The following is a 22,265-nucleotide window of genomic DNA, read 5'->3' on the forward strand; positions in this document are numbered from 1 at the left end:
GATATGCGGCCACCAGATATGGCCGAAGACCTTCCGAATTCTCCCCTCAAGGCTTCCGATTACCGACGCTGGTTCCTGAAAGGCGTCGTCGCATCGGCGTCCATACCGGCGCTGATCCTGATGAGTGCGTTCGTCGGCTTCGCGGGCCTTGCACGCGAGGCGGGCATCACGCTGCCGCAGGCGGTGTTCATGACCGGCATGGTCTGGGCGCTGCCGGCCAAGGTGGTGCTGATCGGCGCGATCATCTCCGGTAGTTCGCTTCCTGCGGCTGCGTTCGCGGTAGCGCTCTCCTCCGTGCGACTGACGCCGATGGTTGTATCCCTCGTTCCGGAACTGAAGACCGAACGGACGCGGCCGTGGGTGCTCTACCTGCTTTCCCATTTCGTGGCGGTAACGTCCTGGGTGCTTGCGATGGAGCATCTACGGACCGTGCCGCGCGACATGCGCACGGTCTATTATGGCGGGCTCGGCGGCACGCTGGTCCTGACCAACATGATCGTGGTCACGGTTATGTATGCGGTTGCGGGCAGCCTGCCGCCGGTACTTTCGGCCGCACTTCTGATGCTGACTCCGATCTACTTCCTGACGTCCTTATGGGGCTCGGCGCGCGAAAGTGCCGGTCATTTCGCGATGATCTTCGGGCTCGTGCTCGGCCCGCTGTTCCACGTCGTCCTGCCCGGTTTCGACCTGCTGGCCGCTGGCGTCATCGGCGGGGCCGCTGCGTATCTGGTCCACAGGATGCGCAAGGGCAGGGGAGCAGCGACATGACTTTCGATGCTTTCGACGCCTGGTGGTGGCCTTACCTGTTCATCCTCGTTGGCGGCTGGCTGGCGACAGACGCATGGCGCTTTCTTGGTGTCTATCTGGGCGGACGGCTGCGGGACGATACCGATGCGCTGGTTCTCGTGCGCGCGCTGGCGACTGCCCTTGTCGCCGCCGTCATCGGGAACCTGATCGTATTCCCCAGCGGGGCGCTGGCAGCCGCGCCGCTGGCGCTGAGGCTGCTGTCTGCGGCTGCAGGTTTCGGCGCCTACCTACTGGTGCGCAAGAGCGTGGTGGTGGGCATCCTGACGGCGGAGGCCGTGCTGATTGCCGGCCTCTATGCGATCGGGTTCAACGGCGGATAATCATGCTGAACCGAGCGCAGCCCTGATCTTTTCGGCATTGGCCGCCAGCACGGCCTGATCCTCCATCTGCCCGGTATGGGGCTTGAGGCTGACACCGTCGAAGCGCGGGATGATGTGGACGTGCAGGTAGAACACCACCTGTCCGCCGGCCGCTTCGTTGAACTGCTGCACAGTGACGCCATCGGCCGAAAACGCTTTCATGACGGCGCGGGCGACCTTCTGCGTCGTGGCAGCCACTGCCGACAGGCTGGCTGGCTCGACGTCCAGAATGTTGCGCGACGGCGTCTTGGGAATCACCAGGCAATGACCGTCCCCGCGCGGCATGATGTCCATGAAGGCAAAGGTGTCGGCGTCTTCGTAGAGCTTGTGTGCCGGCATGTCGCCGCGCAGGATCTTGGCGAAGACGTTGTCGGGATCGTAGGCGGGCTGGCTCATCTGTTCCTCGGTGATTGCGGAATGGTTGCAGCATGTTTCGGTGCTAGCCTTCTTCGCGTCAACCTCGGTCGATTCGCACAGGTGCCGTCATGAACTACGTTTTTCTCTCGGTCGCGATCGTCTTCGAAGTCATTGCAACGACAGCGCTCAAGCAGACCGAAGGCTTTACCCGGTTGCTGCCATCGCTGGTGACCGTCGGCGGCTATGCGCTCGCCTTCTATTTCCTGTCGCTGCCGCTCAGGGCGCTACCGGTGGGCATCATCTATGCGATCTGGTCCGGTGTCGGCATCGTGCTGATTACCGCCATCGGATGGATCTGGTTCCGGCAGGTGCTCGACCCGGCCGCGATGATCGGTATCGCGCTCATCATTGCCGGCGTGCTGGTCATAAACCTCTTCTCAGACACGCTCGCCCACTGACCCGCTCAGATCTTCTTGAACGGCGCGCGCTCTTCCAGATAGCCGCTGATCATCTCAACCTCGCGGCGTTCGCGGTCGAGATAGTCGGCCACCGCATGGCGCAGGCCTGGATGGGCGATGTGGTGCGCGGAATGTGTCGTCACCGGACGATAGCCGCGCGCCAGCTTGTGCTCGCCCTGCGCGCCGGCTTCCACGGTCTTGAGTCCCTTTGCGATCGCGAAGTCTATGGCCTGATGGTAGCAGACCTCGAAATGCAGGAACGGATGGTCCTCGATGCAGCCCCAGTTGCGACCGTAAAGCGTCTCCGAGCCGATGAAATTGATGGCACCGGCGACATAGCGGCCGTCACGGCGCGCCATTACCAGCAGGATGTCATCGGCCATGCGCTCGCCGACCAACGAGAAGAAGCGGCGGTTGAGATAGGGGCTTCCCCATTTACGCCCGCCGGTATCCATATAGAAGGCATAGAAGTCGTCCCATGCGCCCTCGGTCAGGTCGCTTCCCGTCAGCCAGTCGATCTCGATGCCGGACGCCAGGGCCTCCCGTCTTTCGCGCTTCAGCGCCTTGCGCTTGCGTGAGGCGAGCGTGTCAAGGAAGTCGCCATAGGCGCTATAGCCTTCATTGAAGAAGTGGAACTGCTGGTCGGTCCGGTGCAGGAAACCGGCCTGTTCGAGGACCTCAACATCGCGGGTATCGGCGAACGTGACGTGTACGGATGACGCTCCGATCCGCGCGCAAAGCGCTTTCAGACCTTCAGCAAGAGCCTGCCGGGCCGATGAACCGTCACTACCGCGCGGGGTCAGCAATCGAGGACCAGTGGCAGGCGTGAACGGCACCGAAACCTGCAGCTTCGGATAATACGCTCCGCCGGCCCGCTCGAACGCATCGGCCCAGCCATGATCGAAGACGTACTCTCCCTGGCTGTGGTTCTTCAGATAGCAGGGAACGGCGCCGATGAGCGTGCCGTCCGGTGTCTCCAGCCTCAGGTGCTGCGCCAACCAGCCCGTGCGGCGGTCGGCACACCCGCTCTCCTCAAGAGAAAGCAGAAAGTCATATGATATGAACGGGTTGTAGGGTGTTGTTGAATCGCCGCGCGTGGTCCCGGCGAGAGCGTCCCATTCACTGCGGGAGAACGCCGCCATGCTCCGCACGACGCGAATGACGAATTCGCCGCCGGATTGCGCTTCCTCGTCGCAACTATCGCTCATGGGTTCTTAGATACGACAGCCGTTGTGCGATGCAAGATCGGCCGGCTCGATTTGCAGCACTAGGCTTCGAAACCTTCAAAGGTCATCTGGTCGGCATGCGTAAATGTCACGTCACGCGCCTGGTCGTTGCGCACGGTCCAGGTGATGACGGGCATCGCGAGCTTTTCCCGCACGAAACCGACGAACGGATTGGGCAGGTCGTGCACCCCGAACGAGACGAACGAGATCGGGTGCGCCAGCATCGAGAAATGGGCTTCGAGATCGCGGATCGTTCGCCCGTGCGCCGTCAATCCGGCCGGGATGCCGGGTGCATCGCTCGCGAATTGGCGAATGAGCCAGTGGTCGAACGACATGATCGCGGCATGACCCCGATATGACGACAGCGTTTTCGCGACGGCGGCGACCAGCCCATCATCCTTGCCCTCGGTGCCCTTCAACTCGATCACCACCGGCACGCGACCGTCAACCAGCTCCAGCATCTCAGCAAGCGTCGGCACGTGGTCGGCCGTGCCGCCGATCTGCATCTGCGCGAGGCTCGCGACGGTCTGTTCGTAGACGAAGCCCTCGCGGCCGACGAGCCGGTTGAGGACAGCGTCGTGGAAAACGACCGGCACACCATCGGAGGAAAGGTGCACGTCGCATTCGATCGCGTAGTTCCTCTCCGCCGCGGCATCGAACGCTGACAGGGTGTTTTCCCAACGCGCGTTATTGAGGTCGTGGTAGCCGCGATGGGCGATCGGACGGCTGGTGAGCCAGGCGATGTCGGTCATGGATGTCGTGATCGCTATTTGAGTTCGGCGATGGCTTCGATTTCCACCGCAGCGTTGAGCGGCAGCACCGCCACGCCGACGGCCGAGCGCGCATGCTTGCCGCGTTCGCCAAGCGCCTCGGCCAGAAAGTCCGACGCGCCGTTGGCAACCAGGTGCTGTTCCGTGAAGTCCGGGGCCGAGGCGACAAACACAGTGATCTTCACGATGCGCGCAATCTGCTCGAGATCGCCGGTCGCTGCCTGGATCTGCGCCAGAATATTGATGGCGCAAAGTCTCGCCGCCTTCTTGCCGGCCTCGGTGTCGAGGTCGCGACCAAGCAGGCCGGTTACCAGCTTGCCGGTTTCAAGTGGCAACTGGCCTGCCGTCATCAGCAGCTTGCCGCTTTGGGCATAAGGCACATAGTTGGCCGCAGGCGCAGCCGCTGCGGGCAAGGCCACGCCCAGCGCGTCGAGGCGTTTTTGGATTGTGTCCGACATGGTCTATTCCTTATGCTGCGGGGCAGGCGAGGGAACGGCTTCCGATAGCGCCCTGCTTCTGCCACGAATATTTCCTGTGGTGAATAGAAAGAATGCGGACCTCGCCGCGCTTCGGAGATTTGTTCATGCGCATTGTGCGCCTTGCCCTGCCTGCCTTCCTGTCCGCCATTCCGGCAACCGTGGTGCCCGCCCATGCAGGCGCCCTGATACCGCACCGTGCCGTCTACGACCTGACCCTCGACGAGGCATCCGACCGCTCGGGAATCACCGGCATCACCGGCCGCATGGTCTATGAATTCAACGGGTCCGCCTGCGAAGGCTATACGGTCACGTTTCGCTTCGTCACGCAGATTGACACCGCGGATCTGTCGCGCGTGACCGACCAGCAGACGACCACCTACGAGGATGGCGATGGCGAGAGTTTCCGCTTCGTCACGCGCTCCTTTGTCGACGAGGCGCTGGACACGGAACTGCGCGGGACCGCGCGGCTGACGCCGGCGTCCAAGCCGGATGCGACCGTCGTTTCCATCGAGAAGCCGGAAACGCAGGAGATTCGCCTTGCGGCGACCCAGTTCCCGACGCAGCACCTTCTGGAACTGTTGAAGAAGGCGGAAAGCGGCGAGACATTCTACGAGACGACACTGTTCGACGCGTCCGACAAGGCCGACCAGGTCATGACGACGACCGTCATCATCGGCCGCGAGGCCAAGGCGTCGGCGAACGACCCCGAGCAGAAGGCGCTGGCGCCGATGGCCGAGGAGCCGTTCTGGCCGGTGGACGTGGCGTATTTCGACATGAAGGACGAGCAGGGGGAGGAGCTTCCGACCTACCGCATCAGCTTCAAGCTCTACGAGAACGGCGTAACCCGCGATCTCGTCATGGATTACGGCGATTTTTCCATGACCGGCCGGCTTGTCGACCTGGCGCTGTTCGACGAACCGCTATCCTGCACCGAATAACCGGCGGCAACGGCACGAATGGCGGTCTATGTCGACAATGCGATCTGGCCCTGGGCAGGCCGGCGCTGGTGCCATCTGCTTGCCGATGACGAGGCCGAGCTGCACCGATTCGCTGCCAGAATCGGCGTGCATCGCCACTCCTATCAGGGCCCGCCGAAGACGTCGGCGCCGCATTACGACCTGACGGGCTTCGAGCGCGACCGCGCCGTGCGCATGGGCGCGCTGCCGGTTGGCCGCGACGTGATCGTCGATGTGTTCCGCCGTGTCCGCCAGCCGAGGAAGGTATCCGGCGCGGCGGCCATTCCGGCTGCGGCGGAATGACCTGCCACACATCAGGTTGCGTTTTGCGCGCTTAGCCTCTATATGCGCGCACATTCCACACACGGGCTTTGGCCTCTGTCCGGGAGAAATCCGGCTGAGACCTCCGGTGGCGGAGCGGGAGCGATCCCATCCGTCAATGGTCCGTGGAGGCAAACCGGAAAAGGATAAGACAATGGCTCTGCCTGATTACAGCATGCGCCAGCTTCTCGAGGCTGGTGTTCACTTCGGCCACCAGACCCACCGCTGGAACCCGAAAATGGCGCCCTACATCTTCGGCGCCCGCAACAACATCCACATCATCGACCTCTCGCAGACGGTTCCGCTGCTGCATCAGGCGCTGAAGCTGGTTTCCGACACCGTGGCCCGTGGCGGCCGCGTACTCTTCGTCGGCACCAAGCGCCAGGCTTCGGACATCGTCGCGGATGCGGCCTCCCGTTCGGCGCAGTACTACGTCAACTCGCGCTGGCTCGGCGGCATGCTGACCAACTGGAAGACGATCTCGAACTCGATCTCCCGTCTGCGCAAGCTCGACGAACTCCTCGCCGGCGACGCCCAGGGCTTCACCAAGAAGGAGCGCCTCAACCTGGAGCGCGAGCGCGAGAAGCTCGACAAGGCCCTCGGCGGCATCAAGGACATGGGCTCGACGCCGGACCTGATGTTCGTGATCGACACCAACAAGGAAGCGATCGCGATTCAGGAGGCCAAGCGCCTCGGTATCCCGGTCGTGGCGATCATCGATTCCAACTGCGATCCGGACAAGGTCGACTACCCGATCCCGGGCAACGATGACGCCGCCCGCGCGATCCAGCTCTATTGCGACCTGATCTCCAAGGCTGCCATCGACGGCATCGCCCGCCAGCAGGGCGCCATGGGCGTGGACGTCGGCGCTTCCGAAGAAGCTCCGACCGAGCCGACCCTGGACGAGACGCCCGCAGAGGAAAACAAGGGCGCGTGATCCTGCCGGCCGCTTCGGCGGTCTTGAAACCTGAACCTTCGGCAGGCGCACCTGGAAGAACCCACGGTGCGCCTTGCCTTTTGAACGATACGGAAACTGAAGAGGCGACAATGAGCATTTCTGCTGCACAGGTCAAACAACTGCGCGACATGACCGGCGCGGGCATGATGGACTGCAAGGCGGCCCTGGCCGAAACCAATGGTGACATCGAGGCCGCCGTCGACTGGCTGCGCAAGAAGGGTATCTCCAAGGCTGACAAGAAGGCCGGACGTACGGCCGCAGAGGGCCTGATCGGCGTCGCGTCCGAGGGCACTTCGGCGGTCGTCGTCGAGGTCAATTCCGAGACGGACTTCGTTGCCCGCAACGACGCCTTCCAGGACATCGTGCGCAATGTCGCCCAGGTTGCCCTTGCAACCGACGGTTCCGTCGACGCCGTTGCCGCCGCGACCTATTCGGGCTCGCAGAAGTCGGTCTCCGACACGATCAAGGACGCGATCGGCACGATCGGCGAGAACATGAGCCTGCGCCGTTCCGCCAAGCTCTCCGTGTCCAACGGCGCGGTCGCCACCTATGTGCACAATGCCGTCGTCGAAAATCTCGGCAAGATGGGCGTGCTCGTGGCGGTGGAAACCACCGGCGATGCAGACGCTGCGCGTGCCTTCGGCCGCCAGGTTGCCATGCACGTGGCCGCGACCAACCCGCTGGCACTGACCGCCGAAGAAGTCGATGCGGGCGCGGTTGCTCGCGAGAAGGACATCTTCGCCGCCCAGGCGCGCGAATCCGGCAAGCCGGAGAACATCATCGAGAAGATGGTGGAAGGCCGCATGCGCAAGTTCTACGAGGAAGTCGTGCTGCTCAAGCAGGCCTTCGTGCTGAACCCCGATATGACTGTCGAGCAGGCCCTCAAGGCCGCCGAGAAGGACATCGGCGCGGAAGCCAGGATCTCCGGTTTCGTGCGCTTCGCGCTCGGCGAAGGCATCGAGAAGGAAGAGAGCGACTTCGCAGCCGAGGTCGCAGCTGCAGCCAAGGGGTGAGAAGCCGGTTCGCCGGAGGCGAGTTCCTCATGCCGGTGGCATGACGAAAGGCTTCGAACGCCGGGGAGCTGCTGTAGATAGCCGGACCCCGGCCGAAGATCATCGCAACTGCTCGAAGGGCGCCGCGTGACATCGCGGCGCCCTTCGTGTATCGCAGCTTCGCATCAGCCGACCAAGAGGACCCCATGCCCCCCAAACCCGCCTTTCGCCGTGTCCTTCTCAAAGCCTCCGGCGAGGCGCTCATGGGTGAACAGGGCTTCGGTATCGACGTCTCCGTCGTCGATCGCATTGCCGCCGATATCAAGCAGGCGCGCGACATGGGCGTCGAGGTTGGCGTCGTGATCGGTGGCGGCAACATCTTTCGCGGCGTCGCAGTGGCCTCCAAGGGTGGCGACCGTGTGACCGGCGACCACATGGGCATGCTGGCCACCGTGATCAATTCCCTCGCGCTGCGGACGTCGCTGGTCAAGATCGGCGTCGAAGCGGTGGTTCTCTCGGCGATAGCCATGCCGGAGCTTTGCGAAAGCTTCTCTCAGCGCCAGGCAACAGCCTACATGAACCAGGGCAAGGTTGTGATCTTTGCCGGCGGAACGGGAAATCCGTTCTTCACGACCGATTCCGCAGCCGCGCTGCGCGCCGCCGAGATCGGCGCCGATGCGCTGTTCAAGGGCACCCAGGTGGACGGCGTCTATACGGCGGACCCGAAGAAGGATCCGGCCGCCAAGCGCTACGACCGCATCACCCATCAGGAAGTGTTGCGCAACGGCCTGTCGATCATGGATACGGCCGCAATTGCACTTGCACGCGAGAACAACATTCCGATAATCGTCTATTCGATTCATGAAGAAGGTGGTTTCGGTGCCATTTTGCGTGGCGAAGGCCGCTGCACAGTCGTCAGCGAAGCCTGACGACGTCCGCCGAAGAACACCACAGAGAACGACCGGCGACGCCGGAAGCGGAGGGTTGAGATGAGCACCGGAATTGATTTCAAGGACCTGCAGCGACGCATGGAAGGTGCGATCAGTGCGTTCAAGCACGATCTGGCATCGCTGCGCACGGGCCGCGCTTCCGCGAACCTGCTCGACCCTATCCAGGTTCAGGCTTACGGCGCGCCCATGCCCATCAACCAGGTCGCGACGGTGACGGTGCCCGAACCGCGCATGATCTCGGTTTCGGTGTGGGACAAGCAGCTTGTCGGCGCCGTCGATCGCGCCATCCGCGAATCCAATCTTGGCTTCAATCCGATCGTCGACGGTACGAACCTTCGCATCCCGCTGCCGGAGCTCAACGAGCAGCGCCGCAAGGAGCTGGTCAAGATCGCGCACCAGTACGCGGAAAACGCGAAAGTGGCCGCCAGGCATGTTCGCCGCGACGGCATGGAAAATGCCAAGAAGGCGGAGAAGGACGGCGAGATCAGCCAGGACGACTCGCGCGTCCAGTCGGAACGTGTGCAGAAACTGACCGACGACACGATCACCTCGATCGACAGCCTTCTGTCCGAGAAGGAAGCGGAGATCATGCAGGTTTGACCGCGCCTGTGCCGGAGCGTCGCTCCGGCGCGCGGGACCCGCGGAAAGGAAACGGGATTTGAAGCCCGCCCATATCGCGATCATCATGGACGGCAACGGCCGCTGGGCCAAGGCACGCGGCCTGCCGCGCGCTGCGGGTCATCGCGCCGGCGTGGAAGCACTGCGCCGCACGGTGAGGGCCGCAGGTGACCTCGGCATCGAATGGCTCACCGTTTACGCGTTCTCTTCGGAGAACTGGTCGCGACCCAAGGCCGAAGTCAGCGACCTTATGGGCCTTCTTAAGCTATTCATTCGCCGCGACCTTGCCGAAATCCACCAGGCAGGCGTGCGTGTGCGCATGATCGGCGAGCGGGCAAGCCTCGCCCCCGACATCAGGGCGCTCGTCGAAGAAGCCGAGACGCTGACCGTCGCCAACCGATCGATGAACCTCGTGATCGCCTTCAACTATGGTGCCCGCGACGAGATAGCCCGCGCGGCAGCAGCGATCGCAGAATCCGTCCGGGCCGGCACCCTCGATTCGGCCGACATCACGCCGGAGGCATTCGGCCAGTTCCTCGACACGAAACTGATACCGGACCCTGACCTGATCGTCCGCACGAGTGGAGAGCAGCGGCTGTCCAATTTTCTGCTTTGGCAGGCGGCCTATTCCGAACTGGTATTCATGCCCTGCTACTGGCCGGACTTCGGCCTTGCCGAACTCGAACAGGCAATCGAGAGCTTTGCCGCGCGCGAGCGTCGGTTTGGCGGCGTGACCGCCCGCGACGTCGCCCTATGACAAAGGGCGCAGGCCGGAGCAATTTGCAGCAGCGCGTCTTGTCCGCCATCTTGCTCGTAGCGGTGGTGCTGGCCCTGACCTGGGCCGGCGGATTCTGGTATCGCATTCTCTGTGCAGGGATCGCCGGTGCGGTCCTCTATGAATGGACGGCAATGGCGTCGCCGCGAGATGCCACCGCACACCGCATCGTTCTGTGGGGCCTTCTTGCTGTCGTTCTTGCCATGCTGCTGGCTGGCGTGCCGGCGGTAACGCTGCATATCGCCCTCGTGGTGGCAGTTATCGTCGGCGCAGCGCATGCGGCCTACGGCCAGCGGGAGTTCTGGCCGGTTGCTGGCGTGGCGTATGCGGGGCTCTCCGCGATCTCGCTTGCCGCACTGCGTAGCGACGATGCGGCTGGGCTCGCCGCGACGCTTTTCCTTTTCGCAATTGTATGGGCGACCGACATTCTCGCCTATTTCGTTGGACGCGCGATCGGCGGCCCAAAGCTCGCGCCCTCGATTTCGCCGGGCAAGACCTGGAGCGGTGCTATCGGCGGAACGATTGCCGGTATCGTCGCCGGCGGTACGGTCGCGCTTTATGCAGGCATAGTCTGGGGTGTGCTGGCGACGGCAGCTCTAGCCTTGATCCTTTCGATCGTCTCTCAGATTGGCGACCTTTTCGAATCGTCGCTCAAGCGCCGGTTCGGCACCAAGGATTCGAGCGGACTCATCCCGGGTCACGGTGGTGTGATGGATCGTGTCGATGGGCTTGTCGCCGCTGCCTTCATGCTTTTCGTCATCGGTGCGGCTGCTTCCGGACTGGACGCGCCCGCAAATGCGCTGTTCGGTCGCTGACGCTCAAGCGTTTGCAGCAACGAAAAATCGCGTCAGTTTCGGACACGGATTCGCCAGTATTGTTGCGCTAAGAGACGACAGGGTTGCGTGCCAAAAGGGTAAGGGGACGTCTTGAACGAATTTCTGACCACATTCTTCAGCTTCGACAATATCGTCATCACGACCATAATCCCCTTTCTGTTCGTGTTGACCGTGGTCGTGTTCGTCCATGAGATGGGTCACTACCTTGTCGGCCGTTGGTGCGGCATCGGGGTACGAGAGTTCTCGATAGGCTTCGGGCCGGAACTTCTGGGTTTCAACGACAGGCGTGGAACGCGCTGGAAGCTTTCCGCAATTCCGCTGGGTGGATACGTCAAGTTCGTCGGTGACATGAGCGTCACCAGCGAACCGTCGAACCGCGAGGAAGACGACTCGCTGAGCGCCGAGGAACGCAAGGTGGCGTTCCATCTGCAGCCGGTCTGGAAACGTGCCGCGACCGTTTTTGCCGGCCCTCTGTTCAATTTCCTGCTGGCGATCGCCGTGTTTACGGTGATGTTTTCGATGTATGGCCGCTATGTCGCCGAACCGACCGTTGCGGAGGTGCGGGCCGACAGCCCGGCCGATGTTGCAGGCTTCCAGCCAGGCGACCGGTTCGTCTCGGTTGACGGGCGACGTATCGACACGTTCGGGGATGTGCAGCGCCTGGTCTCGGGCCGTGCCGGAGATTCCATCGTTTTCGTCATGCTTCGCGATGGCGAGGAAGTCACGCTGACGGCAACACCGGAAGTTGTTGAGCAGGAGGATGCGCTCGGCAACACCATCCGGCTGGGTGTCATCGGTGTCGTGAACAACGCGGAGCTTGGCAAGCCGCGACATCTGACTTTCAATCCGGTCGAAGCGGTCGGAGAGGCCGCGAAGGAGACCGGGTTCATCATCGCCCGGACCGGCCAATTCCTGCAGCGCTTTGCGGTGGGGCGCGAAGACCGCTGCCAACTCGGCGGACCGGTGAAGATCGCCGATATGGCGGGCAGGGCGGCCGCGCTCGGCTTCGAATGGCTGGTGCAGCTTGTTGCCTTGCTCTCCGTGGGCATTGGCTTTCTGAACCTGCTGCCGATTCCGCCTCTCGACGGCGGGCATCTGGTGTTCTATGGGGTCGAGGCCGTCATGAGGCGCCCGGTGTCGGAACGGATCATGGAGATGGTCTACCGAATCGGCCTTGTGCTTGTGCTGGCCTTTATGGTGTTCGTGTTCTGGAACGACCTATTCGGTTGCTGAAATGTGAAGAAAATGCGTGACTTGGCGTTTCGGTTGACCGCTCGTTTACCATGGGGTCGAATTGGAGTGACGCGAAAGCCACGCTCGGGGATTTAGTAAACGCATGTTAACCCGAAGCCTTGCGTGTATGGAAAATACGGGTAATACGGTAGCAGAATTGACCGCGACGTCCGGGTTTCTCGCCGTGGGGACTACGAGAATAAAAGGTTTTAAAGCCCAATGAAGGCAGCTTCCAGTTTGTTGAGCGCCGCTTCGGCGGCCGCCCTTTCGGTCGGATTCATAGTATCCGGCGCCGGCGCGTTGCAGCTTGCATCGACGACGGTCGCGCAGGCCGCCGTCGTGAGCAGCATCGAGGTTCGCGGCAACCGCCGCGTGGATGCCGAAACCATCCGCAATAACACCGGCATTCGTCCCGGCCAGAATTTCAGCAACGCCGACGTCGATGAAGCGGTCAAGCGGCTGTTCTCGATGGGCATGTTCTCGGATGTGCGCATCAACCAGTCGGGCTCGACGCTGATCGTCAGCGTCGACGAGAACGCGATCGTCAACCAGGTTCTGTTCCAGGGTAACCGGCGTCTTAAGGACGCCGACCTCGGTCGTCAGATCCAGCTTCGTCCGCGCGGCGCTTATTCCAGCGCGATGATGGAAGCCGACGCCGAGACGATCCGTCAGGCATACGGCCGTACCGGCCGTGAAGACGCAACCGTTTCCCCGGAGGTCGTCGACCTCGGCCAGGGCCGCGTCAACGTCGTCTTCAATATTCAGGAAGGCGATCGCACGAAGATCGCTTCGGTCAGCTTCGAGGGTAACAACACCTTCTCCGACGGCCGCCTGCGCGAGGTGATTTCGCTCAAGCAGTCAAACGTCATGTCGTGGCTGACCCGCAACGACATCTATGACGAGGACCGGCTGCGTGCCGACGAGGAGGCGCTACGCCGCTTCTACTACAATCGCGGCTTCGCTGACTTCCGTGTCATCTCGGCCTTTGGCGAGTTCGACGAGGCGGCGAATTCCTATCGCGTCAGCTTCACGGTCGACGAAGGCCAGCGTTATCGCTTCGGCTCCATCGAAGTGGAGAGCACCGTCGAGGGTCTGGATGGTCAGGCACTGCGCAACCAGCTCGAGTCCCGTAGCGGCGACTACTACAGCGCCAAGGCGGTCGAGGACTCGCTGGTCGGCCTTTCGGAGCGTGTTGCCGATCTCGGTTATGCGTTCGCGCAGGTAACCCCACGCGGCGACCGCAACTTCGAGAACCAGACGATCTCCGTCGTCTATACGATCGACCAGGGGCCGCGCGCCTATATCGAGCGTATCGAGATTCGCGGCAACCAGCGCACGCGCGACTATGTGATTCGTCGTGAATTCGACTTCAGCGAAGGCGACGCGTTCAATCAGGTTCTCATCCAGCGCGCCAAGCGCCGGCTGGAAAGGCTTGATTTCTTTGAGACGGTCAACATAGCGACCGCGCCCGGTTCCGAGCCGGATCGTGTTATCCTGGTCGTCGACGTCATCGAGAAGTCGACCGGTGAGCTGTCCGTCGGCGGCGGCTACACGACCGGCAATTCGGCAACCTCCGGCTTCAGCGTCGAAGGCTCGATCGCAGAGCGCAACTTCCTTGGCCGCGGCCAGTCGATCCGCCTCTCGATGGCGGGCGGCAGGAATTCTCGCGACTACACCGTATCGTTTACGGAGCCGTATTTCCTCGGGCGTCGTATCAGCGCTGGCTTCGATATCTATCGCCAGACGCGCGAGTACAACCAGGGTTACGACAGCGAACTGACCGGCGGCACCGTGCGTTTCGGCCTGCCGATCACGCAGGCGCTCAGCACACAGTTTGCCTATAACCTGACGCAGGAAAAGTACGTCTACAGCGGCGTCTGCCTTGACGATAACGGCAATCCGATCCCGAATGATCCGCGATGCACGCTGTCGGATTACCTGAAGGACGCGATTGAAAACCAGAGCCCGTGGACCAAGTCTTCGGTCAGTGGCACGCTGCTGTTCAACACGATTGATGACATGCGCAATCCGCGCGAGGGTCTCTACCTCAACGGTACTGTCGAGGTTGCTGGTCTCGGTGGCGACGCGCAGTGGACCAAGTTGACCGCCCGCGGCAGCTACTACCACCTCCTGTCGGAGGAGCTGGACCTTGTCGGTCTGCTTTCGGCGGGCGCCGGCCACATCGCCTCCTACGGCAATGACGGGCTGCGCGTGTTCGATCATTTCCAGAACAATGATCGTATGATCCGCGGCTTCAAGAGCAACGGTATCGGCCCTTATCAGACGACGCTCGATAGCAACGGCAACACCGTTTACAACCACCTTGGCGGTACCACCTACTTCAATGCATCCGCCGAAGTGCAGTTTCCGATGCCCTTTATCCCGACCGGCATCGGCCTGCGTGCTGCCGCCTTTGCTGACGCTGCGACCCTCTACGGCAACAAGCTGACCGGCCAGGGTGCTGTTCTTGGGAGCGAGATGGAGTGGCGCGCATCGGTGGGTGCGAGCTTGATCTGGGCGTCGCCCTTCGGTCCGCTGCGTGTCGACTACGCCGTGCCGGTCATGAAGGAAGAAGGCGACCAGATTCAGAACTTCAGCTTCGGTATCTCGACCCGTTTCTAGCGCGTCGTGCCGGCATTGTGGCGGCTTCGGCAGGTCCGTTGCGCAACGAACGATGATGAGCGCGGCCTGGACCCATGGGGAGCGGGCCGTGCCCTGAAAACGGGCAAGGCGCTTCCGGGCTGGCAACCGGCCCGGAAGAGAAGGTTTGCATGACCGATCCGGTATTCTTCGAACCGTCGCGCCGGTTTACCGCGGTTGAGATCGCGACGCTGACGGGCGCGGAACTCCGCACGCCCCAGCTGGCTCAGAACGAGGTGTCGAAGCTCGTCTCAGCCGGCGAGGGCGGTCCGGGTGCCCTGATCTTCATCGACGGCAAGCGCAACGCGGCGAAACTCGAGGTCATCGAGGCTTCGGTCGTGCTCTGCACTGAAGACGTTGCCGGTTTCGTGCGCGACGGCAGCGCTATCGTCGTTTCAGCGAGGCCGCAATCCGATTTTGCTGCGATCGGCAGGATCATGTTTCCTGCCGCCGTGCGCCCTGCGCCGTTGACGGGCGAAAACGGCGTGTCGCCGGGTGCTCATGTTCATCCCGATGCGCTCATCGAGTCCGGCGCGATTATCGAGGCCGGCGCTGTCGTAGGCCCGCATGCTGCAATCGGCAGTGGAACAGTCATTGCGCCGACGGCGGTGATAGGATCTTCCTGCCAGGTCGGGCGCGACAGTTTCGTGGGGCCGGGGGCATCGGTTCAGAACGCGCTGGTCGGCAATCGTGTGATCATCCATGCCGGGGTGCGGATTGGACAGGATGGCTTCGGCTTTGCCGCAGGCCGATCCGGGCCGGAAAAGATCCCACAGATCGGACGGGTCATCATACAGGACGACGTCGAGATCGGCGCGAATACCACGGTCGACCGCGGCACGCTTTCCGATACAATCATCGGCGAAGGCTCCAAAATCGATAATCTCGTCCAGATCGCCCACAACGTCCGGATCGGTCGGTTCTGCCTGATCGCCGGTCTTTGCGGCTTGTCCGGCTCGGTACAATTGGGCGATGGGGTAATGCTGGGCGGCAGTGTCGGCCTTGCCGACCACATTAGCATCGGCAGTGGCGCCGCCATCGCGGCGCGCAGCGGCGTGATGAACGACGTTCCGGCCGGCGCGCGCTGGGGTGGTGCACCTGCACAGCCGCTGAAGAGCCTGTTCAGAGAGATCGCGACGATCCGAAAACTCACAAACGACCAGACGGGAAAGGGACCGCGGGATGAATGACACCGCAGCCGCCAACTCGCTCGACAGCCTGGACATACTTGGCCTGATGCGGCTGCTGCCGCATCGCTATCCGTTTCTGCTTGTCGACCGCATCATCGAGATCGACGGCGACAATTCTGCAATCGGCATCAAGAACGTCACGGCGAACGAGCCCCATTTTCAGGGACACTTTCCCGAGCAGCCGGTGATGCCGGGGGTGCTTATCGTAGAAGCAATGGCACAGACGGCCGGCGCTATCTGCATTCGCTCAACCGGCGAGGACAAGCCGTCGCTCGTCTATTTCATGACCATCGACAACGCCAAGTTCCGCCGCCCGGTGGTGCCGGGCGATCGCCTGGAAATCCACGTCAGGAAGCTCAAGCAGCGCGGCAATATCTGGCGTTTCGCCTGCGAGGCAATCGTCGAGGGAACCAAGGTTGCCGAGGCCGAAATATCGGCGATGATGTCGCCCAAGCCGGCAAACTGAGCCGCCGAGATCATGACCAGCGAAACATTCATCCACCAGACCGCCTTCGTGGAGCCAGGCGCGCAACTGGGCACCGGTGTCCATGTCGGACCCTTCTGCCATGTGGGCGCGGAGGTCGTGCTCGGTGACAATGTTCACCTTGCCGGCCATGTCTCGGTAACGGGCGCCACCACCGTCGGTGCGGGCACCCGCGCGCAGGCATTCGCCGCGCTGGGCGGGCCGCCGCAGGATTCCAAGCACAAGGGCGGCCGCACGACGCTGACCATCGGTGAGAACTGCGACATACGCGAATCCGTGACGATGAATGTAGGCACCGATAGCGGCCGCGGTGCCACGACCGTCGGCGCCAACGGCTTCTTCCTTGCCTACTCGCATGTGGCCCATGATTGCATCGTCGGCGACAACGTCACACTGACACACGGCGCGACGCTCGGCGGCCATTGCGAGATCGGCGACTACGTCATTATCGGTGGCCTGACCGCAGTCCATCAGTTCGTCCGGGTGGGGCGCCGTGCGTTCCTTGGCGGCTGCTCCGCCGTCGTCGGGGACGTCATCCCCTACGGTATGGCTGTTGGCAACCGCGCGAAGCTGCGCGGCTTCAATGTCGTGGGCCTGAAGCGCTCGGGCATGGCGCGCAGCGACCTTGCAAACCTGCGTGCGGCCTATCGCATCCTGTTCTCGCCGGAAAAGCCCCTGCTCGAAAGTGCCGAGGAGGTGCGGGTGCAATTTGCCGACTCGCCGGCGGTCATTGAGATCGTCGACTTCATCACGCAGCGCGGCAAGCGCCACTTCGCCGTACCGCCGCTCGATGGCGACGATGCCGCGGATGATGACCAGGGCTGACCAGCCGAACGCGCAGGCAAGCCGTGACGGCCGCATCGCCGTCATCGCCGGCGGCGGAGCACTGCCGGTCGCGGTTGTGCGGACGCTCCTCGATCGCGGAGAAAAGCCTTTCGTTATCCTGATTGCCGGGGAAGTCGACGACGAGCAGTCTTTTGACGGTGCAGAGCAGGCCGTGCTCGCAGTTGAGGATTTCGGCCAGGCGTTGCCGCTTCTCAAGAAGCACGGTGTGAAACGCTTGGTCATGTCGGGCAACGTCGTCCGGCGCCCGAATTTGCGCCGGGTACGGTGGAACCTGTCCACCCTGGCGCTGTTGCCGCGCGTGGCCGCCGGCCTCTTGCGCGGAGACGACGGGCTGTTGCGCACAATCATCGAGATTGCGGAGGCCAACGACATCGCCGTGGTGGGCCCGCACGAAATCGTACCGGACCTGCTGGCACCGGAAGGTACATTGACGCGCGCGACGTCGACATCACGCGACCGTCGCGACCTGGAAGCGGCATCGGAAGCGGCCCTTGCGATTGGGCGGCTCGACATCGGCCAGGCAGCGATCGCGATCGGCGGACGCGCCGTCGCGCTCGAAGGCATAGAGGGCACGGACGGACTGCTGGAGCGCACAGCACAGATGCGTGGCCACGGAAGGCTGGCTGGCAAGAAGCGGGGTGTTCTCGTCAAACACTGCAAGCCTCTTCAGGAGCGCCGCGCAGACCTGCCCGCCATAGGCCCGCAGACGGTGGAGGGCGCCCACAAGGCGGGTTTGGCGGGCATTGCCGTCGATGCCGGGCGCTCTTTCATCCTCGATTTCGACAAGACGATTGCCCGCGCCGACGAACTTGGCCTGTTCGTCGTCGGAATGCCCGCGAAACCGGAGGACGATCAATGACGCCGGCCAGGCCTTTGCGAATAGCAGTCGTTGCCGGCGAGGAATCCGGCGACCTGCTTGGCGCGGACCTTGTGAGGGCATTGGCAGCGCGTACCGGACATGAGGTGGAGCTGGTCGGCGTCGGCGGCCGGCATCTACAGGCGCTCGGCCTGGACCCGTTGTTCGATGGCTCCGAGATCGCGTTGATGGGCGTGAGCGCTGTTGTCGCGAGCTTGCCTCGCCTTATGCGCCGCCTCAACGAAACAGCACAGGCTGTGGTGCGCGCCGCGCCCGATTGCCTCGTGACCATCGACAGCCCCGATTTCTCCTTGCGCGTCGCGAAGAAGGTGAGGGCGGCCGATCCGTCGATCCCGATCATCCATTATGTGTGCCCAAGCGTCTGGGCATGGCGGCCCGGACGGGCTCCGGCCATGCGGCCTTATGTCGACGAGGTGCTATGCCTGCTGCCGTTCGAGCCGAAGGCCTTGGCCGATCTCGACGGGCCGCACGGCACCTATGTCGGTCATCGGCTGGTGCGCCACCCAGGCATTGTCGCCGCAGCCGAGGCACAGGCGGCGCGGGCTCGCGCATCGGATCAACCGAAAAAGCTGCTGATCCTGCCCGGCTCGCGTCGTAGCGAGGTCAAGCGGCTGCTTGAGCCCTTCGGCGAAGCCGTGCGCATCCTTGCCGCGCGTGGCAATTTGTTCGATGTGACGATCCCGACAGTGCCTCATGTCGCGCCTCTGGTGGAAGCGGGCACGGCAGACTGGCCGGTGCGTCCGCGCGTCGTCCATGGGGACGAGGAGAAGTGGCAGGCGTTTGCCGAGGCCGATGCCGCAATTGCCGCATCCGGTACCGTCACGCTGGAGCTGGCGCTGTGTGGCGTGCCGTTCGTCTCATGCTATCGCACCGATCCCGTCATCGGTTCGGTAATGGCCCGCATGATCACGGCATGGTCGGCTTCGCTGCCAAATCTGATTGCGGACTGGCCAGTCGTGCCGGAATATTACGATGGCCAGCTCCGGCCGGGGCGGCTCGCGCGCTATACTGAGCAGCTCACCGCTGATACGCCAGCCCGCGCTGTCCAGATGGCCGGCTTCGCCGCTATCCGTGAAGCCATGGAAACGGACAGGCCATCAGGCGAACTTGCAGCCGAAGCGCTGCTGGCGGTTCTCGAGAAGAAGCCAGGCTGAACGAAAAAGGGCGCCAACGGCGCCCTTCTTCTTGTCTCGAAAGTATCGATCAGCGCTTGGCAATCGGCACGTAATCGCGCTCGCCATGGCCGGTGTAGAGCTGGCGAGGACGGCCGATCTTCTGGTGCGGATCCTCGATCATCTCCTTCCACTGGGCAATCCAACCGACCGTACGGGCGACTGCGAAAAGCACGGTGAACATAGTGGTCGGGAAGCCGAGCGCCTTGAGTGTGATGCCGGAATAGAAGTCGATGTTGGGGTAGAGCTTCTTCTCGATGAAATACTCGTCCGTCAGCGCGATCTTTTCCAGCTCCATGGCGACGTCGAGAAGCGGATCATCCTTGATACCGAGCTCGCCCAGAACCTCATGCGTGGTCTTCTGCATGATCTTGGCGCGCGGATCGTAGTTCTTGTAGACGCGGTGGCCGAAGCCCATCAGGCGGAACGGGTCGTTCTTGTCCTTGGCGCGGTCGATGAACTCGGGGATGCGGTCGACGGAACCGATCTCCGCCAGCATGTTGAGCGCAGCCTCGTTGGCCCCACCATGCGCCGGGCCCCACAGACAGGCAATGCCGGCAGCGATGCAGGCGAATGGGTTGGCGCCGGAAGAGCCGGCGAGCCGAACCGTCGAGGTCGACGCATTCTGCTCGTGGTCGGCATGCAGGATGAAGATGCGCTCCATCGCGCGCGCCAGCACCGGGTTGACCTTGTAGTCCTCGCAAGGCACGGCGAAGCACATGTGCAGGAAGTTGGCGGCGAAATTCAGCTCGTTCTTCGGATAGATGAAGGGCTGGCCGACATGGTACTTGTACGCCATCGCGGCGATCGTCGGCATCTTCGCGATCATGCGGATCGAGGCGACCATGCGCTGGTGCGGGTCGGAGATGTCGGTGGAGTCGTGATAGAACGCCGACATAGCGCCGACGACGCCGCACATAACCGCCATCGGATGCGCATCGCGGCGGAAGCCGGTGAAGAACCGGGTCATCTGCTCATGCACCATCGTATGGCGCGTCACGCGGTAGTCGAAATCGTCCTTCTGCGCCTTCGTCGGCAGCTCGCCGTAGAGAAGAAGGTAGCACACTTCCAGGAAGTCGCCGTGCTCGGCAAGCTGGTCGATCGGATAGCCGCGGTGCAGCAGCATGCCAGCATCACCGTCGATATAGGTGATTTCCGATTCGCAGCTCGCGGTGGATGTGAAACCGGGATCGTAGGTGAACAGCCCGGTGTCCTTGTAGAGCGAGCTGATGTCGATGACCTCTGGTCCGACCGAGCCTTTTCGTACCTTGAATTCGCTGGCTTTGCCGTTCAATTCAAGCTTTGCAGTCGAACTGGTCATCCCTATCACCTCTCAATGTACGTTAGCCCGCCCTCGACGCCGATCAGCTATGACGCATAACAACCGTGCTCCGATTGCGCGCTCTTGCTATCCGATTTGCGGGAGCGTGCCAAGCTATCCCAAGGTCACATTGTTGCAACGCAAAAAACGCGACTTCGCCACAATCGTTCAGGTGCTTTGATCGCGCAGCCGGCCGAGGCTTTCTTCCCGGCCAAGGACTGCAAGCACGTCGAAAACGCCGGGCGATGTGGCCCTGCCGGTCAGCGCTGCACGCAGCGGCTGCGCAACCTTTCCAAGCTTGAGGCCCGCCTTTTCCGCATAGGCGCGCACGACGGCTTCCGTTGTGTCTGCGGACCATTCGCCAAGCGCCTCAAAATCCGGCAGCAGCGCGGCGATCACCGAGCGCGCGTCGCCGTCGAGAATCTGCGCTGCCTTCTCATCCAGCGACAAGGGGCGCTGGACGAACAGATATTGCGCGCTGTCAGCCAGTTCGACGAGCGTCTTCGCGCGCTCCTTCAAGCCGGGCAGGGCGGCAAGCAGCATCGCCCGCTGCGCGGCGTCCGGCTCGCGCGGGATTGCGCCGGGCTGTTCCAGATAAGGCAATGTCGCGATGAACTGCTCCAGCAGCTCGCCGTCGTCGCTCTGGCGCATATGGAAGCCGTTGAGGGCTTCCAGCTTCTGATAGTCGAAGCGCGCGGCTCCCTTGTTGACGTCCTCGATCTCGAACCACTCGATCATCTGCGCGGTGGACATGACCTCGTCGTCGCCATGGCTCCAGCCGAGGCGCGCGAGATAGTTGCGCAGCGCTTCCGGAAGATAGCCCATCGCGCGATAAGCCTCGACACCCAGTGCGCCGTGGCGCTTGGAAAGCTTCGCGCCGTCCGGCCCGTGGATGAGCGGGATATGCGCCATCACCGGCACATCCCAGCCCATCGCGTTGTAGATGATCGTCTGGCGCGCCGCGTTGGTCAGGTGATCGTCGCCCCGAATGATATGGGTCACGCCCATGTCGTGATCATCTACCACGACGGCGTGCATATAGGTCGGGTTGCCGTCAGACCGCAGGATGATGAAATCGTCGAGATCCTTGTTGGGGAACTTGACGTCGCCCTGCACTCGGTCGCGCACGATCGTCTCGCCGTCCGTAGGCGCCTTGATGCGGATTGCGGGCTTCACGCCGGCCGGGGCCTCCGAGGGATCGCGGTCGCGCCAGCGTCCGTCATAGCGCGGCGGACGGCCCTCGGCGCGCGCCTTCTCGCGCATCTCCTCAAGCTCCGCCTGCGTGGCGTAGCACCGATAGGCCTTGCCGTTGCGCACGAGCTCTTCGGCCACCTCGCGATGACGCTGCGCGCGTTCGAACTGGGAGACGGGTTCCCCGTCCCAACCCAGACCGAGCCAGGAGAGGCCGTCGAGGATCGCTGCCGTTGCCACATCGGTCGAGCGCTCGCGGTCGGTATCCTCGATACGCAGCAGCATCTTGCCGCCGGTGTGCTTGGCGAACAGCCAGTTGAATAGCGCCGTGCGCGCGCCGCCGATATGCAGGTAGCCGGTGGGTGACGGCGCAAAACGGGTGACGACCTTGTCGGACATTTCTTCTTCCCCGGAAACGGATGAGGGCGCGCAGCGGCTGCGCCTGTGGT

Annotated in this window: 24 protein-coding genes; 18 read left to right on the top strand and 6 right to left on the bottom strand. The window is 62.9% G+C overall.

Annotation, left to right across the window (positions count from 1 at the left end; all coding sequences use genetic code 11):
* Window positions 1-18 precede the first annotated feature (18 nt).
* Together V1479_RS11715 and V1479_RS11720 are read left to right on the top strand one after the other, a co-directional pair.
* Window positions 19-768 (top strand): AzlC family ABC transporter permease, encoded by a 750-nt coding sequence (locus tag V1479_RS11715; RefSeq protein ID WP_368803042.1) that lies wholly within the window; start codon window positions 19-21, stop codon window positions 766-768.
* On the top strand, window positions 765-1,127 hold the full coding sequence (locus V1479_RS11720; protein WP_368803043.1) for an AzlD domain-containing protein: 363 nt from the start codon (window positions 765-767) through the stop codon (window positions 1,125-1,127). The genes V1479_RS11715 and V1479_RS11720 overlap by 4 nt, the downstream gene beginning before the upstream one ends.
* On the opposite strand, the gene V1479_RS11725 is transcribed toward V1479_RS11720, so the two are convergent.
* Window positions 1,128-1,562, bottom strand: coding sequence for an HIT family protein (locus tag V1479_RS11725; RefSeq protein WP_368803044.1), 435 nt, complete (start codon window positions 1,560-1,562; stop codon window positions 1,128-1,130).
* A gap of 89 nt (window positions 1,563-1,651) precedes the next feature.
* On the opposite strand from V1479_RS11725, the gene V1479_RS11730 reads away from it, so the two are divergent.
* On the top strand, window positions 1,652-1,981 hold the full coding sequence (locus tag V1479_RS11730; protein ID WP_368803045.1) for a DMT family transporter: 330 nt from the start codon (window positions 1,652-1,654) through the stop codon (window positions 1,979-1,981).
* 5 nt (window positions 1,982-1,986) lie between these two features.
* Here the strand turns inward: V1479_RS11730 and V1479_RS11735 are convergent, their stop codons facing one another.
* The 3 genes from V1479_RS11735 to V1479_RS11745 form a co-directional block, all read right to left on the bottom strand.
* Complete coding sequence (locus tag V1479_RS11735; protein WP_438620523.1) at window positions 1,987-3,123, bottom strand: GNAT family N-acetyltransferase; 1,137 nt, start codon at window positions 3,121-3,123, stop codon at window positions 1,987-1,989.
* A 125-nt stretch (window positions 3,124-3,248) separates the two neighbouring features.
* Window positions 3,249-3,959 carry a glycerophosphodiester phosphodiesterase gene (locus V1479_RS11740; RefSeq protein ID WP_368803047.1) on the bottom strand — a complete coding sequence of 237 codons (711 nt, stop codon included), beginning with the start codon at window positions 3,957-3,959 and terminating at the stop codon, window positions 3,249-3,251.
* 14 nt (window positions 3,960-3,973) lie between these two features.
* Window positions 3,974-4,435: a RidA family protein gene (locus tag V1479_RS11745; RefSeq protein WP_368803048.1), complete on the bottom strand. Its 462-nt coding sequence runs from the start codon at window positions 4,433-4,435 to the stop codon at window positions 3,974-3,976.
* 125 nt (window positions 4,436-4,560) lie between these two features.
* On the opposite strand from V1479_RS11745, the gene V1479_RS11750 reads away from it, so the two are divergent.
* The 15 genes from V1479_RS11750 to lpxB all read left to right on the top strand — a co-directional run bounded on the left by V1479_RS11750 (window position 4,561) and on the right by lpxB (window position 19,286).
* The gene (locus V1479_RS11750) at window positions 4,561-5,394 is read left to right on the top strand and encodes a cell envelope integrity EipB family protein (protein ID WP_368803049.1); all 834 of its coding nucleotides are present in this window, start codon (window positions 4,561-4,563) and stop codon (window positions 5,392-5,394) included.
* Window positions 5,395-5,412: 18 nt separating this feature from the next.
* On the top strand, window positions 5,413-5,715 hold the full coding sequence (locus tag V1479_RS11755; RefSeq protein WP_368803050.1) for a DUF4031 domain-containing protein: 303 nt from the start codon (window positions 5,413-5,415) through the stop codon (window positions 5,713-5,715).
* 172 nt (window positions 5,716-5,887) lie between these two features.
* Window positions 5,888-6,670 carry a 30S ribosomal protein S2 gene (gene rpsB, locus V1479_RS11760; RefSeq protein WP_173191429.1) on the top strand — a complete coding sequence of 261 codons (783 nt, stop codon included), beginning with the start codon at window positions 5,888-5,890 and terminating at the stop codon, window positions 6,668-6,670.
* A 110-nt stretch (window positions 6,671-6,780) separates the two neighbouring features.
* Window positions 6,781-7,704 carry a translation elongation factor Ts gene (gene tsf / locus V1479_RS11765; RefSeq protein WP_173191431.1) on the top strand — a complete coding sequence of 308 codons (924 nt, stop codon included), beginning with the start codon at window positions 6,781-6,783 and terminating at the stop codon, window positions 7,702-7,704.
* A 185-nt stretch (window positions 7,705-7,889) separates the two neighbouring features.
* Window positions 7,890-8,612 (top strand): UMP kinase, encoded by a 723-nt coding sequence (gene pyrH, locus V1479_RS11770; RefSeq protein WP_368803051.1) that lies wholly within the window; start codon window positions 7,890-7,892, stop codon window positions 8,610-8,612.
* A 60-nt stretch (window positions 8,613-8,672) separates the two neighbouring features.
* Window positions 8,673-9,233, top strand: a complete 561-nt coding sequence (gene frr, locus V1479_RS11775; protein ID WP_173191433.1) for a ribosome recycling factor — start codon at window positions 8,673-8,675, stop codon at window positions 9,231-9,233.
* Window positions 9,234-9,291: 58 nt separating this feature from the next.
* Window positions 9,292-10,008, top strand: a complete 717-nt coding sequence (locus V1479_RS11780) for an isoprenyl transferase (RefSeq protein WP_368803052.1) — start codon at window positions 9,292-9,294, stop codon at window positions 10,006-10,008.
* Window positions 10,005-10,841, top strand: coding sequence for a phosphatidate cytidylyltransferase (locus V1479_RS11785; protein ID WP_368803053.1), 837 nt, complete (start codon window positions 10,005-10,007; stop codon window positions 10,839-10,841). Before V1479_RS11780 ends, V1479_RS11785 begins: the two co-directional genes overlap by 4 nt.
* Window positions 10,842-10,952: 111 nt before the next feature.
* Window positions 10,953-12,095, top strand: coding sequence for an RIP metalloprotease RseP (gene rseP, locus V1479_RS11790; RefSeq protein ID WP_368803054.1), 1,143 nt, complete (start codon window positions 10,953-10,955; stop codon window positions 12,093-12,095).
* Window positions 12,096-12,314: 219 nt separating this feature from the next.
* Window positions 12,315-14,717 (top strand): outer membrane protein assembly factor BamA, encoded by a 2,403-nt coding sequence (gene bamA / locus V1479_RS11795; RefSeq protein ID WP_368803055.1) that lies wholly within the window; start codon window positions 12,315-12,317, stop codon window positions 14,715-14,717.
* Window positions 14,718-14,866: 149 nt separating this feature from the next.
* The gene (gene lpxD, locus V1479_RS11800) at window positions 14,867-15,925 is read left to right on the top strand and encodes a UDP-3-O-(3-hydroxymyristoyl)glucosamine N-acyltransferase (protein ID WP_368803056.1); all 1,059 of its coding nucleotides are present in this window, start codon (window positions 14,867-14,869) and stop codon (window positions 15,923-15,925) included.
* A complete protein-coding gene (fabZ, locus tag V1479_RS11805) occupies window positions 15,918-16,391 on the top strand; it encodes a 3-hydroxyacyl-ACP dehydratase FabZ (protein WP_368803057.1) in 474 nt (157 codons plus the stop codon). Before lpxD ends, fabZ begins: the two co-directional genes overlap by 8 nt.
* A 12-nt stretch (window positions 16,392-16,403) precedes the next feature.
* Window positions 16,404-17,234 carry an acyl-ACP--UDP-N-acetylglucosamine O-acyltransferase gene (lpxA, locus tag V1479_RS11810; protein ID WP_368803058.1) on the top strand — a complete coding sequence of 277 codons (831 nt, stop codon included), beginning with the start codon at window positions 16,404-16,406 and terminating at the stop codon, window positions 17,232-17,234.
* Entirely contained in the window at window positions 17,218-18,114 is an 897-nt protein-coding gene (locus V1479_RS11815) for an LpxI family protein (RefSeq protein ID WP_368803059.1), read from the top strand. The genes lpxA and V1479_RS11815 overlap by 17 nt, the downstream gene beginning before the upstream one ends.
* Window positions 18,111-19,286 (top strand): lipid-A-disaccharide synthase, encoded by a 1,176-nt coding sequence (lpxB, locus tag V1479_RS11820; RefSeq protein ID WP_368803060.1) that lies wholly within the window; start codon window positions 18,111-18,113, stop codon window positions 19,284-19,286. The genes V1479_RS11815 and lpxB overlap by 4 nt, the downstream gene beginning before the upstream one ends.
* 49 nt (window positions 19,287-19,335) lie before the next feature.
* Here the strand turns inward: lpxB and gltA are convergent, their stop codons facing one another.
* A complete protein-coding gene (gltA, locus tag V1479_RS11825; RefSeq protein ID WP_173191447.1) occupies window positions 19,336-20,625 on the bottom strand; it encodes a citrate synthase in 1,290 nt (429 codons plus the stop codon).
* A gap of 168 nt (window positions 20,626-20,793) precedes the next feature.
* On the bottom strand, window positions 20,794-22,215 hold the full coding sequence (gltX, locus tag V1479_RS11830; RefSeq protein ID WP_368803061.1) for a glutamate--tRNA ligase: 1,422 nt from the start codon (window positions 22,213-22,215) through the stop codon (window positions 20,794-20,796).
* Window positions 22,216-22,265 lie beyond the last annotated feature (50 nt).

It is taken from the genome of Neoaquamicrobium sediminum, assembly GCF_040970315.1.
Classification (GTDB): Bacteria; Pseudomonadota; Alphaproteobacteria; order Rhizobiales; family Rhizobiaceae; genus Aerobium; species Aerobium sediminum.